We start from the raw sequence: 15,420 nt of genomic DNA, 5'->3' as shown, positions 1-15,420 counted from the left end.
CTACTCAAATCGGCTCGGTGTGCGTTCACTCAGGGTTGGTAGCCGAATACCTTGGGCAAGAATCTCTCAGCCATTTCATCACCCGCAATAACCAATCGACCATTGTCCTGAATATCCAACCCCGAGACGCCGCTCCCGCCTGGGCCTATGACCCACCCCTTGTCCGTGAATGTTTTATCGAAGCTCCCATCCTCAAGCACTCGCCCGAGTATCAATGCCTGTGAAATACCGCGCAGGCCCGCCGTTCCGGCCATGACGATGGCTTTATTTTGTTGCAGAGCGCCCGCCGCCCAATCGGTTTGCTGTTCGGCATCAACCAAAGCGGGTTCGCCTTTATTGAACGAACCATCCGGTTGACCGTTTTCAGTGAATCTCATCACCAAAGCACTCCAATGGGGTAAGGAACCCTCTTTCTGATACGACCCCATTACCAGAATTCCCTGATCAACAGCATCAGCCTGCAACAACACTTTCGATGCTTTGTAATAGCCAGGGAGAGGCCCATACACGATAGATCCATATTCACCGAAATTCAGATCAGGCCAGCCATCAGCGTCGTAGCGATTCAAGAGAATACGATCTTCTCCCGAAGACAGAGTGACATAGCCGCCTGCAATGAGTTTTCCGCTCTTCAAGCGTGCAATGCTGTTAATGACCGTGTTCAAACCTCGGTATTGAACGGGATGCGTTCTGATCAACTCTCCCGTCACATCATTGACTGTCAGCAGTAATGTGGTGCCAGTGCCGATTCCTCCAGCAATGTCCACGTAGGGAAATGTCATTAAAAGTTCTCCGGGGGCCCCTGACACAACATCAACCTCCCCCAGAAAAATGCTGTATTCCGCACCGGGGCGCCCCTTGAAAACAACTTTGCCGTCCACCCCGAATTGATGATCAGGGCTACCCTTGTCGTCCAATCGGGCAAGAGCCGGCAAACCTTTCGAAAGGTTCAGTTGGAACCGTACTCCCGCCAACAATATCTTCCCGTCAGGCTGAATCAGGATGTGGTTAACCCGGGTATCAAATCCTGCTTCGAACTCAACCAGCACACTACCGTTCATGCCGAACGAGCGATCAACCGTGCCATGTTGATCCAGTCGAAACACTTCGCATGCCCTATTGGCCCAGACCGCGACGATCAAGCGATCCTGCTGATCTTTCGCCACAGCTCGACACTGCCCTTGTAATCCGGGAAAGCCGACGATGCCTCCTGATCCGAAGGAGGGGTCCAGATTTCCTGTGTTCAATGCGGATACCAACTCAAAATTGCTGCTCATCTTTCCTCCCTGACGCAAGCGATATGCAGCACGGCATATCCTGCGGCGCGCGATAGTTTTGTGATGAGTGCCTGAAACCTCTCACCTGACTACTGAACCATGCTCTTCACCTGCTGGGACCTGACAGAAATAACAGCGTTTGAATCCTTAAAAGCCAAATTGATGTCTTTGTATACCAAGCAGCCCCAATCGTCCGCTGCGTAATTACAGCTGGCGCAGCGAATCAGAAATATCCCGAGCCATTGAAACCACCCCCCACCTGCCCCATCTAACACCCATACCCAATTGCGCAGGTGCCCCATGACCGACCAGCAAGAATTCCCCGAAGACCCGAGCGACTACGCCGACCCAGAGAATGCCGAACACCACTCCGCCGGCAAAGGCCTCGCCCTGCCAGGCCAGAACCTGCCGGACAAGGTCTACATCATCCCGATCCACAACCGCCCGTTCTTCCCGGCCCAAGTGCTGCCGGTCATCGTCAATGAAGAACCGTGGGCGGAAACGCTGGATCTGGTGAGCAAATCCGATCACCACTGCCTGGCCCTGTTCTACATGGACACGCCCCAGGAAGACCCGCGCCATTTCGACACCTCGGCCCTGCCGCTCTACGGCACGCTGGTCAAGGTGCATCACGCCAGTCGCGAAAACGGCAAACTGCAATTCGTCGCCCAGGGCCTGACCCGCGTCCGCCTCAAGACCTGGCTCAAGCACCATCGCCCGCCGTACCTGGTGGAAGTCGAATACCCGCACCAGCCCACCGAGCCGACCGACGAGGTCAAGGCCTACGGCATGGCGCTGATCAACGCGATCAAGGAACTGCTGCCGCTCAACCCGCTGTACAGCGAAGAGCTGAAGAACTACCTCAACCGCTTCAGCCCCAATGACCCGTCGCCGCTGACCGACTTCGCCGCCGCACTGACCTCGGCCACCGGCAGCGAGCTGCAAGAAGTGCTCGACTGTGTGCCGATGCTCAAGCGCATGGAAAAAGTCCTGCCGATGTTGCGCAAGGAAGTCGAAGTCGCGCGCCTGCAAAAAGAAATCTCCGCCGAAGTGAACCGCAAGATCGGCGAGCACCAGCGCGAGTTCTTCCTCAAGGAACAGCTCAAGGTCATCCAGCAAGAACTGGGCCTGACCAAGGACGATCGCAGCGCTGACATCGAGCAGTTCGAACAGCGGCTGACCGGCAAGGTTCTGCCGCCTCAGGCGCAAAAACGCGTCGAAGAGGAAATGAACAAACTGTCGATCCTCGAAACCGGTTCGCCGGAGTATGCGGTGACCCGCAACTACCTCGACTGGGCGACCTCGGTGCCGTGGGGCGTGTACGGCGAGGACAAACTCGACCTCAAGCACGCCCGCAAGGTGTTGGACAAACACCATGCCGGCCTCGACGACATCAAGGACCGCATCCTCGAGTTCCTCGCCGTCGGCGCCTACAAAGGCGAGATCAGCGGCTCCATCGTGCTGCTGGTCGGCCCGCCGGGCGTGGGTAAAACCAGTGTCGGCAAATCCATCGCCGAATCCCTCGGCCGGCCGTTCTACCGTTTCAGCGTCGGCGGCATGCGCGACGAAGCCGAGATCAAGGGCCACCGCCGCACCTACATCGGCGCGCAACCGGGCAAACTCGTCCATGCGTTGAAAGATGTCGAAGTGATGAACCCGGTGATCATGCTCGACGAGATCGACAAGATGGGCCAGAGCTTCCAGGGCGACCCGGCCTCGGCGCTGCTGGAAACCCTCGACCCGGAACAGAACGTCGAATTCCTCGACCACTACCTGGACTTGCGTCTGGACCTGTCGAAAGTGCTGTTCATCTGCACCGCCAACACCCTGGACTCGATCCCCGGCCCGTTGCTGGACCGGATGGAAGTGATTCGCCTGTCGGGCTACATCACCGAAGAAAAAATCGCCATCGCCAAACGTCACCTGTGGCCCAAGCAACTTGAGAAGGCCGGTGTGTCCAAAGGCAGCCTGTCGATCAGCGACAGCGCGTTGAAGGCGTTGATCGATGGCTACGCCCGCGAAGCCGGCGTGCGGCAGTTGGAAAAACAACTGGGCAAACTGGTGCGCAAAGCCGTGGTGAAACTGATCGACGAGCCGAAAGCGGTGATCAAGCTCGGGCCGAAAGACCTGGAAGCCTCACTCGGTCATCCGGTGTTCCGTAATGAACAAGTGCTGTCGGGGACTGGTGTGATCACGGGCCTGGCCTGGACCAGCATGGGCGGCGCAACCTTGCCGATCGAAGCCACGCGGATTCACACCTTGAACCGCGGCTTCAAACTCACCGGGCAATTGGGCGACGTGATGAAGGAGTCGGCGGAAATCGCCTACAGCTACGTCAGCTCCAACCTGAAGTCGTTCGGCGGTGATCCGAAGTTCTTCGACGAAGCCTTCGTTCACCTGCACGTCCCGGAAGGCGCCACCCCGAAAGACGGCCCGAGTGCCGGCGTGACCATGGCCAGCGCCCTGCTTTCGCTCGCCCGAAACCAGCCACCGAAAAAAGGCATCGCCATGACTGGCGAACTGACGCTGACCGGGCATGTGCTGCCGATTGGCGGCGTGCGTGAAAAGGTGATTGCGGCGCGGCGGCAGAAAATATTCGAGTTGATCCTGCCCGAGCCTAACCGCGGCAGCTTTGAGGAATTGCCGGATTATCTAAAGGAAGGGATTACCGTGCACTTTGCCAAGCGCTTTGCGGATGTGGCGAAAATTCTGTTCTGACAGAACTGTAGCGCCTGTACCGACGCCTTCGCGGGCAAGCCCGCTCCCACAGGTTTGGGGTGGACACAAATGTGTGACCACACTCGATCCCTGTGGGAGCGGGCTTGCCCGCGAAGGCGTCGGCACTTACAACACATCTCCTTCTGTGCCGTCACACTTTGTCTCATCTTCAGTTATGCTCGCCGTTCGTCGTGAATGCCGGAGCCACTGACCTTATGTCCCCCACCCGCCTGTTTGTCCCCCTCGCCCTCTCCTTGCTGGCCGCCTGCGCCACGCAACCGAAACAGAACGTGACCGTGGAAAAACAAAGCGAATGCCCAGTGCAATTGCACAACGGGCAAAACCTGATCCTGACCCTGCCAAGCAACCCGACCACGGGTTATCGCTGGACGATCCAGGATTCGGCCGGTGGCGTATTGCGCGCGCTCAGCCCCGAGGTCTACAGCAATCCGCAAGACGCGGGGATCGTCGGCAGCGCCGGCCTCTCCACCTGGCGCTTCCAGTCCTTCGCCGCGGGCACTGGCCGTTTGCGCCTGATTTACTCACAGCCATGGGAACCGGAAGTACCGGCAGTGGAAACCTTCGACTGCGCGATCTCGGTTAACTGATCGTGGGCTGGCTGATTCTGGCGCTGATGGGCGCGGTGACGTTCCTCTACGGCGTCAGTGTGCATGCAGCGTTGCTCTGCCTGCTGGTCAAACCGCTGCCGGTATTGGCGCTGCTCGGTTGGTTGCATGACGCACCGCCCAGCGAATATCGGCGCTGGATCAGCCTTGGATTGATTTTCTCCCTGCTCGGCGATGTGTTGCTGGCATGGCCCGGGGACTTGTTTGTGTTCGGACTCGGCGCGTTTTTGGTCGCGCACCTGGCGTACCTGAAAGCCTACTTGAGTGATTGCCGGCGACTGGCGCTATTGCCACTGATCATCGCGTTGGGCGTCGGCGCGGTGTTGTTGGGGATTCTGATTTCCAATGGCCTGGGGCCGCTGCTGATCCCGGTGATCGTCTACGGTCTGGCCATCAGCGCCATGCTCTGGCGCGCCCTGGCCCGACTCGGCACCGATGTGCCCAAGCGCTCGGCGTTGCTGGCGGCCGCAGGTGCGGTGGCGTTTGTGTTTTCGGACAGCGTGATTGGCATTAATCGGTTTGTGATGCCATTCCATGCCGCGCCTTACGTCATCATCCTCAGCTATTGGTTGGGGCAATGGGGGATTGCGGCGTCGGCCTTTTCTCAATCCGCTCACCGCCCCCAATAGATCGTTCCCACGCTCTGCGTGGGAATGCCGCCCGGGACGCTCCGCGTCCCTGCGCAAGCGTGACGCAGAGCGTCACAGGATGCATTCCCACGCGGAGCGTGGGAACGATCAGTGCGTAACCCCGTCAATTTGGCTAAAATGCCGGCCTTTTCCACCTACACCGCTGGAACCGCCGTGAGCAAAGAACCCGATCGCCTTTTCGCCCAGCCTCTGGCCCAGGTGCCTGACTTCGCCTTTAACGAGGACGTGGTGCGGGTGTTCCCGGACATGATCAAGCGCTCGGTGCCAGGTTATCCGACCATCGTTGAAAACCTGGGCGTACTTGCCGCGCAATTCGCCCAGCCCAACAGCATGCTTTACGACCTCGGTTCGTCCCTCGGCGCGGTGACCCAGGCCCTGCGCCGTCACGTGCGCACCGACGGCTGCCGCGTCATCGCTGTGGATAACTCGGCGGCGATGGTCGAACGCTGCCGCGAATACCTCAACGGTCAGGACTCGATGTTCCAGGAGTTGCTGCCGGTGGAAGTGATCGAAGGCGACATCCTGGCCCTCGAATTCCAGCCAGCCTCGGTGGTGGCGCTGAACTTCACCCTGCAATTCATCGCTCCGGAGCAGCGCACCGCCTTGCTTTCGCGCATCCGCCAATCGCTGCTGCCCGGTGGTGCGTTGATCCTCTCGGAGAAGCTGCGCTTCAACGACCCCGAAGAACAGGCGCTGCTCACTGACCTGCATGTCGCGTTCAAACGCGCCAATGGCTACAGCGAACTCGAGATTGCCCAGAAGCGCAGCGCCATCGAAAACGTCATGAAGCCCGACAGCCTCGAAGAACACCGCGAGCGCTTGCTGGCCGCCGGGTTCTCGAAAGTCGTGCCGTGGTTCCAGTGTCTTAACTTTGCCTCGTTGATTGCCTTGCCATGATTGATCTCTCCCCCCTCGCCCGCCGTCTGGCCGGTACTCCGCTGGCCGACTGGGCGAACACCCTGCAGGCGCAACTCGACAAGAAAATGGAAAAGGGTCACGGCGATCTGGAGCGCTGGCAGAGTGCGCTGGACGCCTTGCCGAAGATTCAGCCGAAGGTCGTCGATTTACTGAATGGCCTGACGCTGGACACCGATTGCGATGACGAAACCCGCGTTCAGATGCGCACCGCACTGATGGGTTTATCGCCGTGGCGCAAAGGGCCGTTCGATCTGTTTGGTGTGCACGTCGATACTGAATGGCGGTCGGACTGGAAGTGGTCGCGGGTTGCACCGCATCTGGATCTGAAGGGTAAACGCATCCTCGATGTCGGCTGCGGCAACGGCTATTACATGTGGCGCATGCTCGGTGCCGGGGCCGACAGTGTGATTGGTGTCGACCCGAACTGGCTGTTCTTCTGCCAGTTCCAGGCGGTGCAGCGCTACCTGTCCGAACCCAACGCCTGGCACCTGCCGTTCCCGTTCGAAGACCTGCCGCCGAACATGGAAGGCTTCGACACGGTGTTCTCCATGGGGGTGTTCTATCACCGTCGTTCACCGATCGAGCATTTGCTGGCGCTGAAGGATTGCTTGGTCAAGGGCGGCGAACTGGTGCTGGAAACGCTGGTGATTGAAGGCGATCAGCAACAGGTGCTGGTACCGGAAGACCGTTATGCACAGATGCGTAACGTGTGGTTCCTGCCATCAGTGCCCGCGCTGGAACTGTGGCTGCGCCGCGCCGGGTTCACGGATGTTCGCTGTGTGGACGTGAGCGTGACGACGGTCGAGGAACAGCGCGGGACGGAGTGGATGAAGTATCAGTCGCTGAGCGATTTCCTTGACCCGCAAGATCACAGCAAGACGATTGAAGGGCTGCCAGCGCCGATGCGCGCCGTCATCGTCGCCCGCAAATAAATCCCCTTCCAATGATCGTTCCCACGCTCCGCGTGGGAATGCCGCCCCGGGACGCTCCGCGTCCCTTGCGGATGTGACGCAGAGCGTCACTGGATGCATTCCCACGCGGAGCGTGGGAACGATCAGTCTCTACTGGCTCTTCGGGCCTTGAAGAACTCGCTCAACACCGCCCCGCACTCCTCGGCCAACACCCCGCCTTCATACAGCACCCGGTGGTTCAAGAATCCCTGGGTAAAAAACTGCCCCTGACTCTGCACAATCCCGGCCTTCGGCTCCAGCGCCCCATACACCACCCGCGCAATCCGCGAATGCACGATCAGCCCGGCGCACATGCTGCATGGCTCAAGCGTTACATACAGCGTGCTGCCGGGCAGACGATAGTTGCTGGCGGCCAACGCGGCAGCGCGGATCGCCACCATCTCGGCATGGGCACTCGGGTCGTTGCCGCTGATCGGGCAGTTGAAACCCCGACCGATGATTTCACCATCCTGCACCAGCACCGCACCCACCGGCACTTCACCGAGCGCCGCGCCTTGGGCGGCCAGGGCCAGGGCTTCACGCATGAAGTCACGATCACGGCTGCGATCAATGATTGCTGTCGGGCGTATCTGACGCATCAGGCCACCTCAATGGCGGCCATCAGGCCGGTTTCCATGTGGTCGATCACATGGCAGTGGAACATCCAGATCCCAGGGTTATCCGCCACCAGCGCCACTTGCGCGCGCTCGTTCTTGCCCAGCAAGTAGGTGTCCGTGAAATACGGAATAACCTTGTGCCGGTTCGACGCAATCACCTTGAAACTCATGCCGTGCAGGTGAATCGGGTGTTGATACTGAGTCATGTTCTTCAATTCGAAAATGTAGCTCTTGCCCTTCTCGAGCTTGGCAATCGGGCGGTCGGCGCACGTCTTGTCGGTGATGTCCCAGGCCTTGCCGTTGATCTGCCACAGGCTCGGCGGCTTGCCATTGTCGACGTTCACCGACACTGAGCCTACCCATTCGAAATTGAAGTTGAGTTTCTCCGCGTTAGCCAGGTCCGGCTCGGCCACCGGGTTGGCGGGCAGTGCGGGTGGCCACTCGGTCGGTGCATCGGCGTTCGCCACCGAACGGAGCGTGCCCAGGCGTACCGGGCCATTGCGCAGGGACATTTCTTCACCGGCCGGCGGGGCCTTGATCGCCAGGCAAATGCGCATGCCCGGGCCGAGCCAGTATTCCTTGCCCAACGGCCGCGGTTCGATGGGGTTGCCGTCCAGCGCGTAGATCTGCGCTTCGACGCCAGGGATATTGAGTCGGTAAGTCAGGGTGTTATCGAGGTTGAGCAGGCGCACCCGGGTGATCTGCCCGGCGGGCAATTCAATCACCGCTTGCGCGACACCGTTGATGGTCGACAGGCGCCCCGCCGTGCCACCACGGGCCGCTTCGCGAGGAATACTGAACGCGACAAAAGCGCCCTCTTCATCGACGTGCCAGCTCTTGAGGCTCAAGGTCTTTTCGTACTTGAAGCCGGTAGGCTCGCGCTCTTCAATAATCAACGGGCCAACCAGCCCGCGACCCAGTTCCTCGCTGCTGTTCACATGCGGGTGATACCAGTAACTGCCGGCGTCGGGCACGCGGAATTTGTAGTCGAAGTATTCGCCCGGCAGCACTGGAAGCTGCGAGACGTAGGGCACGCCGTCCATTTCCAGTGGCAGGCGGATGCCGTGCCAGTGAATGGTGGTGGCAACCGGCAGGTGGTTGATGAAGCGCACCCGCAGCCATTCCCCCTGACGCACGCGCAACTCGGTGCCCGGCGCCGACGGGCCGAACGCCCAGGCTTCGGTCTTGTGCCCGGCCACCAGTTCAACGTCCAGCGGTGCGGCGATCAGCTCGTAGTCGTGGCCCGCGTCGGCGTCGGCCATCTTGCCCAACCAATACCGCGACGCGCCCCCCGCTCCGACACCAACGACAACAAGACCGGCCAGGCCACCGAGGATTTGGCGACGGGTAAAGGACATGAACTCAACTACCTCACGTATCAGCGACAGGCATGGGGCCTGTAAAAGGCGAATACGATACACCTGCGGATGAGAAACAGTAAGGGTGGGGCGGCGGATGGCCGCAGAGGCCACCCCTCACCCTAACCCTCTCCCCAGGGGGTAGAGGGGACTGACCGAGTTGTTCTTGGAGCTACATCGACCTGAGAAATCGAGTCGAACTCAGGTTTGAAAAGCTTGAAGATCTGCTCCCTTTCCCCTTTTCCCCCGTGGGGAGAGGGAACTGACCGAGTTGCTCTTGGAGCTACATCGACCTGAAAAACCGAGTCGAACTCAGGTTTGAAAAGCTTGAAGATCTGCTCCCTTTCCCCTCTCCCCCATGGGGAGAGGGCTGGGGTGAGGGGTGGCTCTTGAATCTGATCACCTAACGTCCGGCAACCACCAACCCCATCAACAAATGCACAACGCCTTCGTCCAGCATCATCACGCCCGGCACCCTGGCCACCTTTAAAGCCTGCCGATCCATCCGCGCCACATCCCGCAATTCAACCCGAACCCGGGTCAGCGCCACCGGCCGCTGTGCCTTCAGGTTATCCACACCACCCAAAGCGGCCACAATTTCCGGAGCCAGACCAGAAACAGGCTGAGCCAGCACTTTCGGCTCATCCACCACCAAGTCCGGGGTCAATGCTTTCCAGAACGCCCGCTGCATTTTCTCGAACATGTTCAGTTCTCCAGTACCAGTGAAGTATCGACCGTCGCCTCGTGATACAGCCGCAACGCCTCGCGCACTTGCTCGGCGCTTTCCAGCCCCAGCACTTGCTGGGCGATGGCCTGGCAGTCCAGCAGATCCACTTCGCGAACCGCCGCTTTGATCGCCGGAATCAACGGCACGCTCACCGACAGTTCATCCACCCCAAGTCCCAGTAACAACGGCACCGCCAGGGTTTCCGAGGCCATGGCGCCACACACGCCGACCCATTTGCCATGGGCGTGGGCGGCCTTCACGGTGCTGGCAATCAAACGCAGCACCGACGGATGAAAGCTGTCGGCCTGACTGGCCAGGCGCGGGTGATCGCGGTCCATGGCCAGGGTGTATTGGGTCAGGTCGTTAGTGCCGATCGAGAAGAAATCCACTTCGGGCGCAAACAGATCAGCCATCAGCGCCGCTGCCGGCACTTCGATCATGATCCCCAGTTTCGGCCGTTCAGTGAGGCCCAATGCCAGCGCCTCTTCCTCAAGCAGCTGCCGGGCCAGGCGCAACTCCGACAGCTGCGTGACCATGGGCAACATGATGTGCAGACGGGCCAGCCCGGCGCTGTTCAGGATCGCCTTGAACTGGTCGCGCAACAGCTGCGGGCGCTCCAGGCACAAACGAATTCCGCGCATGCCGAGGAACGGATTGGTTTCGCTGTCCATCGGCACGTAGGCCAACGGTTTGTCGCCGCCGACATCCAGTGTGCGCACCACCAGATTGCGCGCCAGCCCCAGGGCGCGGGCGATGGCGCTGTAGGTGGACGCCTGTTCGTCATGGCTTGGCGCATGATTGCGGTCCAGATAAAGAAACTCCGAACGCAACAGTCCAACGCCCTCGCCTCCCAGTGCCATGGCCTGCTCCGCTTCAGCCAGCGAGGCGATGTTGGCCGTCACTTCAACGTGGTGTCCATCGCGGGTACACGCCGCCAGCGCTGCGTGCGCCAACTCATGTTGATGGCGTTTCTGCTGGCGCTGACGGTTGGCTTGCAGCTGCTCGATGGCCGCCAGATCCGGGTCCAGGTGCAGCTCGCCCTTGTCGGCGTCGAGCAACACCTGAGTGCCGTTGGCCAGCCCCAACACCTGAACGGGCAACCCGCAGATCGCCGGCAATCCGGACGCCCGAGCGAGGATCGCGACGTGGCTGGTAGCGCCGCCACCGACCGTGGCGAAACCCAGTACCTTGCGGGTATCGAGCCCGGCGGTCTGCGACGGTGTCAGTTGTTCGGCGATCAGGATCGCCCCTTCAGGCAGCTCCATCGCCTGATCCTGTACGCCGAGGATCAGCTTGAGCACTCGCTGGCCGACATCGGCCAGGTCCGCCGCCCGCTCCGCCAGCAAGGCATTGCCCAGGCTGTTGAACACGGTTGCCGCCGACTCGGTGGCCGCGCGCCAGGCGAACCCGGCACTTTTGCCTTCGTCGATCTGCACGTGAGCCACCTCAAGCAAACCCGGATCTTCGAGCAACTCCTGATGAGCCTTGAAGATGTCTGCCTGCGCACTGCCAACGGCGGTGTCACGCAATTGTTGCAGGGCCAGCAGCGCCTCGGCCAAGGCGCGGGACAGATGATCGCGTTCAACCTGTGGTGTGGCGCCGAATTCATTCACGTCCAGGTGTTGTTCGGCTATCTGCACCACTTGGCCAAACGCCGACCCGGCCGATGCGCACACCCCACGCAACACCGTCAGCGATGAAGCCTCAATCGCAACCGCCTCAACCGGCGCCGAGGCCGCCCCGGCTTCACCGCATCCAGTCGCCAGCAATTCGGCGAGTGTCTTGATCGCCGCTTCAGCATCCGGGCCGGCCGCGCTGACTTGCACAACGTCACCATGAGCCGTCTGCAACGCCATGATCGCTACCAGGGATTTCGCGTTCGCACTCGCCTGCTTTTTATGCAGGTAAATGCTCGCCGAAAAACCTTTCGCCGCCTGGGCGAACACCGCTGCCGGACGGGCGTGCAAGCCGTTGGGATTGGCCAGCGTCACCGGTTTGGAAAACACTGCTTCGCCCGCTTCCGCCACTGGCTCATCCGTTGCCTGCTCGATGGGCTTCAAGCTCAGTAACGGCTGGCCACTATCAACCACACCCGTTTCCGGCGTCAGCCAAGTGAACGGCTCGCCGCTGACCACCAGCATCAACGTCAGCAGGCTGCGGGCATTCAATGCGACGAAATCGGCATCGAACTCGATCAGCGACTGCCCAACGTCAACCTGCTGGCCCTCCTCCACCAACCGCGTGAAGCCTTTCCCGGCGAGGTTCACCGTGTCGAGGCCAATGTGCATCAACACCTGCACGCCATTTTCGTCGGTGATGCTGATCGCATGCCCGCTGGCCTGCACGTTGCTGACAACCCCTGCCAGCGGCGCGCACAACGTCGTTGAAGTCGGATCGATGCACAGGCCATCGCCGATCACGCGGGTGGAAAACACCGGATCGGGCACGAGGTCCAGTGGCATCAATACGCCGGACAGGGGCGCGTGCAGTTGCAATTGTTGGGGTGTGGCCATGACGTCACCTGCTGTTTTGTTCTTTGAAGTGCCGATGGAGCGCGAGGCTCCGACAGCATCGCTTATTTCCACCAGTACTCGACCTGCAATCCGACGTTCGAACCGTGGCGCGCCGTGCCGAAAGCGCCGGTGTCGGACAACGCCGAGCCCGCCGCCAGTTCATTGGCCGCCCGTTTGGCCGCCTCGTTCCAGCTGGCATAGGTGTAATACAGACGCACCTCCGGGCGCGCCCAGAATTCCGGCCCCTTGGGCGACCACGTCGGGGCGAAGGTGAACTTGCTCAGCTTGCGCGTGCCGCCCGTGGCGTCGACCTGATCGTGACCCAGTTCGGTCACCAGTTTGAACTGCTCGGTGAGCGCATAGGCCGGGCGAACACCCAGGGAAATCCAGTTCTGATCACTGCCGTCCGGGCGAATGTCTTTCTGGTAAACCGCCTCGATCTGCCCGCCAAATCGCGGCGTCACTTGCCAGTCGAAGAACTCCACCACCCGATAACTTTTGTTGCTGTCGTCGAGCTTCACGTTACCGGTATAACCCAACCCGGTGCCGGGACCTTCGCCGTACTGGAAAGCCAGTTTGTTCTTGCCGCCCAAAAAGCCCTTCTGCACATGCTGGGTGGTGATCGCCCAGCCACGGTGAGCGTCGCGGCTGTCGGGTTTGTCGATGTAGCTCAGCCCGAATTCCAACGCACCGCCGGGGTTGGTGTTGAAGCCGGCAACGTTGAAGTCATGTCGGTTGATGTAGTCCTTCTGGTACAGGTTGTCCTTGCGCGAGAAGGCGTAGCTGTATTTCAGATCGCCGATCAGCACGTCCTCGATACCGCCGCCGGTGGCGCTCTGGTTCCAATAGTAGAAGTCGGAAATGTGAATATCGTTCCGTTTGTAGTAACGCCGGCCGGCCCACAGCGAACCGCCGTTGAGGCTTGGCATGTTCGACCACTGCGCGTACGCCTGCGGCAGGCGCACCGAGCCGTTGTCACCGTTGAAGGTCAGGTCCTTGTCGTACTGGTTGTACAACGAAGCCATGCCGTCGATGCTCAGCACCGAACCGTCGTCCAGGGTGTACAGATCCTGGCGCAATTCCAGTTCGGCGTACTGCTCGCATTCATTGCCCAAGCGGTACTTGGTCTGCGCACCCGGCAGTTGGAAGCACTGCTGTTTACCGCTGTTGACCGAGGTGCCGACGCCGCTGCGCAAGTAACCGGCGAACTCCAGCGCCTGGGCCGAAAGAGGCAAAGCCAGGCACACGCCCGCCATTGCAAGGCTGCGATTTATTGTTGTTTTCAAGAGCTACCCCATTATTTTTATTGTGTGCAGCAGCAAAACCGGCGCGCAAAACTCCCCCGCGCAGCGTTCTGCGTGTTTTTTTGAGTCGGTGTTTTTTTTGCGGTCGGTCAGTCGATCATATGCAGCACGAACGACTCATAAGGCCGTAAGAGGACCTGCCGATTTCGCGTCGGACAGTCCGGGTAATTGCTGATGACCAAACGTTGGGCCATGGTTTCGCTGATCACTTCATCTGGCAGTTCGACTTCGCATGGCGTGCCGTAGAAATTGTTCAGCACCAGCAACCGTTCGCCATTGCCCTCACGCACGTACGCCCAGATTTGCGTGTGCTCGGGCAACAATTGCCGATAGACACCGTCGGACATCAGCGCCTCAGTGCGGCGCAAGGCGATCAACCGACGGTAGTGATGCAGCACCGAATCCGGGTCATCGAGTTGGGCGGCAACGTTGATCTGCCCGGCGTTGGCCGGCACCCCGATCCACGGTTCGACGGCGCTGAAACCCGCGTTGGGCTCGGCATTCCAGTGCATCGGCGTACGGCCGTTGTCCCGGGACTTCTGCATGATCGCCGCCATGTTGTCGGCGTCGCTCGCACCCGCCTCGCGCTTGAGCCGGAAGATGTTCAGCGTCTCGACATCGCGGTACTGATCGATGTGATCGAAGCCCGGATTGGTCATGCCCAGTTCCTCGCCCTGGTACACGAACGGTGTGCCCTGGAGGAAATGCAGCGCCGTGCCGAGCATCTTCGCCGAGAGCACCCGATATTCGCCGTCATGACCAAAACGCGAGACCACACGAGGCTGGTCATGGTTACACCAGAACAGCGCGTTCCAGCCACCGCCGGCCTGCATGCCGGTTTGCCAATCGGAAAGAATGCGCTTGAGTTCGAGGAAGTCGAAATCGGCGCGAATCCACTTCTGCAGGTTCGGGTAATCGACCTTCAGGTGATGGAAGTTGAAGGTCATCGACAGCTCTTTCGACTCGGGTCGCGAGTATCGAATGCAGTGCTCCAGACTGGTGGACGACATCTCGCCAACGTTGATCAGGTCATGGCCTTCGAACACTTCGCGGTGCATCTGCTGCAAGTACTCGTGAACGTTCGGGCCGTCAGTGTAGAAACGTCGACCGTCGGTATTGTCCTCGGGGAAGTCCGCCGGTTTGGAGATCAGGTTGATCACGTCCAGACGGAACCCGCCGACGCCCTTGTCGCGCCAGAAACGCATCATCTTGAAGACTTCGGCACGCACCTTTGGGTTATCCCAGTTCAGGTCGGCCTGAGTGTGGTCGAACAGGTGCAGGTAATACTGACCGGTCTGGGCTTCGTATTCCCACGCCGAGCCACCGAACTTTGACTCCCAGTTGTTCGGCTGGTCGCGCCAGATGTAGAAATCCCGGTACGGGTTGTCGAGGCTGCTGCGGGCCTGCTGGAACCAGGTGTGTTCGATCGAGGTGTGATTGACCACGATGTCGAGCATCAACTTGATGCCGCGCTTGCCGGCCTCGGCGATCAGCAATTCGCAATCGGCCATGGTCCCGTAGCTCGGGTCGATGGCGTAGTAGTCACTGATGTCGTAGCCGTTGTCGCGCTGGGGCGAGCGCAGGAACGGCGTGATCCACAGACAATCGACACCCAGCCAGTGCAGGTAATCGAGCTTGGCCACAACGCCGAGCAAATCACCCGTGGGGTTGCCGGCGTGGCTGTGAAAACTCTTCGGGTAGATCTGGTAGATCACCGAACGTTGCCAGTCTTGCATGACTGAGTTCCTTCAATTTGGTTTGA

General features: G+C 60.2%; 12 protein-coding genes. 5 read left to right on the top strand and 7 right to left on the bottom strand.

The window, feature by feature from the left end; genetic code table 11:
• Positions 1-29: 29 nt before the first annotated feature.
• Positions 30-1,277 (bottom strand): hypothetical protein, encoded by a 1,248-nt coding sequence (locus ACQ4OB_RS17760; protein WP_074873982.1) that lies wholly within the window; start codon positions 1,275-1,277, stop codon positions 30-32.
• 300 nt (positions 1,278-1,577) lie between these two features.
• On the opposite strand from ACQ4OB_RS17760, the gene lon reads away from it, so the two are divergent.
• The 5 genes from lon (at position 1,578) to cmoB (ending at position 7,121) form a co-directional block, all read left to right on the top strand.
• The gene (lon, locus tag ACQ4OB_RS17755) at positions 1,578-3,995 is read left to right on the top strand and encodes an endopeptidase La (protein WP_430956136.1); all 2,418 of its coding nucleotides are present in this window, start codon (positions 1,578-1,580) and stop codon (positions 3,993-3,995) included.
• A 215-nt stretch (positions 3,996-4,210) separates the two neighbouring features.
• Entirely contained in the window at positions 4,211-4,603 is a 393-nt protein-coding gene (locus tag ACQ4OB_RS17750; protein WP_074873979.1) for a protease inhibitor I42 family protein, read from the top strand.
• A 2-nt stretch (positions 4,604-4,605) separates the two neighbouring features.
• Positions 4,606-5,250: a lysoplasmalogenase gene (locus ACQ4OB_RS17745; protein WP_430956135.1), complete on the top strand. Its 645-nt coding sequence runs from the start codon at positions 4,606-4,608 to the stop codon at positions 5,248-5,250.
• A 138-nt stretch (positions 5,251-5,388) separates the two neighbouring features.
• Positions 5,389-6,168, top strand: coding sequence for a carboxy-S-adenosyl-L-methionine synthase CmoA (cmoA, locus tag ACQ4OB_RS17740; protein ID WP_430956141.1), 780 nt, complete (start codon positions 5,389-5,391; stop codon positions 6,166-6,168).
• Positions 6,165-7,121, top strand: coding sequence for a tRNA 5-methoxyuridine(34)/uridine 5-oxyacetic acid(34) synthase CmoB (cmoB, locus tag ACQ4OB_RS17735; RefSeq protein ID WP_102616045.1), 957 nt, complete (start codon positions 6,165-6,167; stop codon positions 7,119-7,121). The genes cmoA and cmoB overlap by 4 nt, the downstream gene beginning before the upstream one ends.
• Before the next feature lie 122 nt (positions 7,122-7,243).
• Here cmoB and tadA read toward each other — a convergent pair whose 3' ends face one another.
• The 6 genes from tadA to treC form a co-directional block, all read right to left on the bottom strand.
• A complete protein-coding gene (tadA, locus tag ACQ4OB_RS17730; RefSeq protein ID WP_046049260.1) occupies positions 7,244-7,738 on the bottom strand; it encodes a tRNA adenosine(34) deaminase TadA in 495 nt (164 codons plus the stop codon).
• The gene (locus tag ACQ4OB_RS17725; RefSeq protein ID WP_074873976.1) at positions 7,738-9,114 is read right to left on the bottom strand and encodes a multicopper oxidase family protein; all 1,377 of its coding nucleotides are present in this window, start codon (positions 9,112-9,114) and stop codon (positions 7,738-7,740) included. The genes tadA and ACQ4OB_RS17725 overlap by 1 nt, the downstream gene beginning before the upstream one ends.
• 403 nt (positions 9,115-9,517) lie before the next feature.
• Positions 9,518-9,817, bottom strand: coding sequence for a PTS transporter subunit EIIB (locus ACQ4OB_RS17720; protein WP_430956134.1), 300 nt, complete (start codon positions 9,815-9,817; stop codon positions 9,518-9,520).
• Between the two features lie 2 nt (positions 9,818-9,819).
• Positions 9,820-12,354, bottom strand: a complete 2,535-nt coding sequence (gene ptsP, locus ACQ4OB_RS17715; protein WP_430956133.1) for a phosphoenolpyruvate--protein phosphotransferase — start codon at positions 12,352-12,354, stop codon at positions 9,820-9,822.
• A gap of 62 nt (positions 12,355-12,416) precedes the next feature.
• Positions 12,417-13,640 (bottom strand): maltoporin, encoded by a 1,224-nt coding sequence (locus ACQ4OB_RS17710; protein ID WP_430956132.1) that lies wholly within the window; start codon positions 13,638-13,640, stop codon positions 12,417-12,419.
• 107 nt (positions 13,641-13,747) lie between these two features.
• On the bottom strand, positions 13,748-15,394 hold the full coding sequence (gene treC, locus ACQ4OB_RS17705; RefSeq protein WP_430956131.1) for an alpha,alpha-phosphotrehalase: 1,647 nt from the start codon (positions 15,392-15,394) through the stop codon (positions 13,748-13,750).
• Positions 15,395-15,420: the final 26 nt, after the last annotated feature.

The sequence above is a fragment of the Pseudomonas sp. ES4 genome (assembly GCF_050586665.1).
Classification (GTDB): Bacteria; Pseudomonadota; Gammaproteobacteria; order Pseudomonadales; family Pseudomonadaceae; genus Aquipseudomonas; species Aquipseudomonas frederiksbergensis.
The sequence above is the reverse complement of the archived record's forward strand: the minus strand, read 5'-3'. Positions and strand labels throughout refer to the sequence as shown.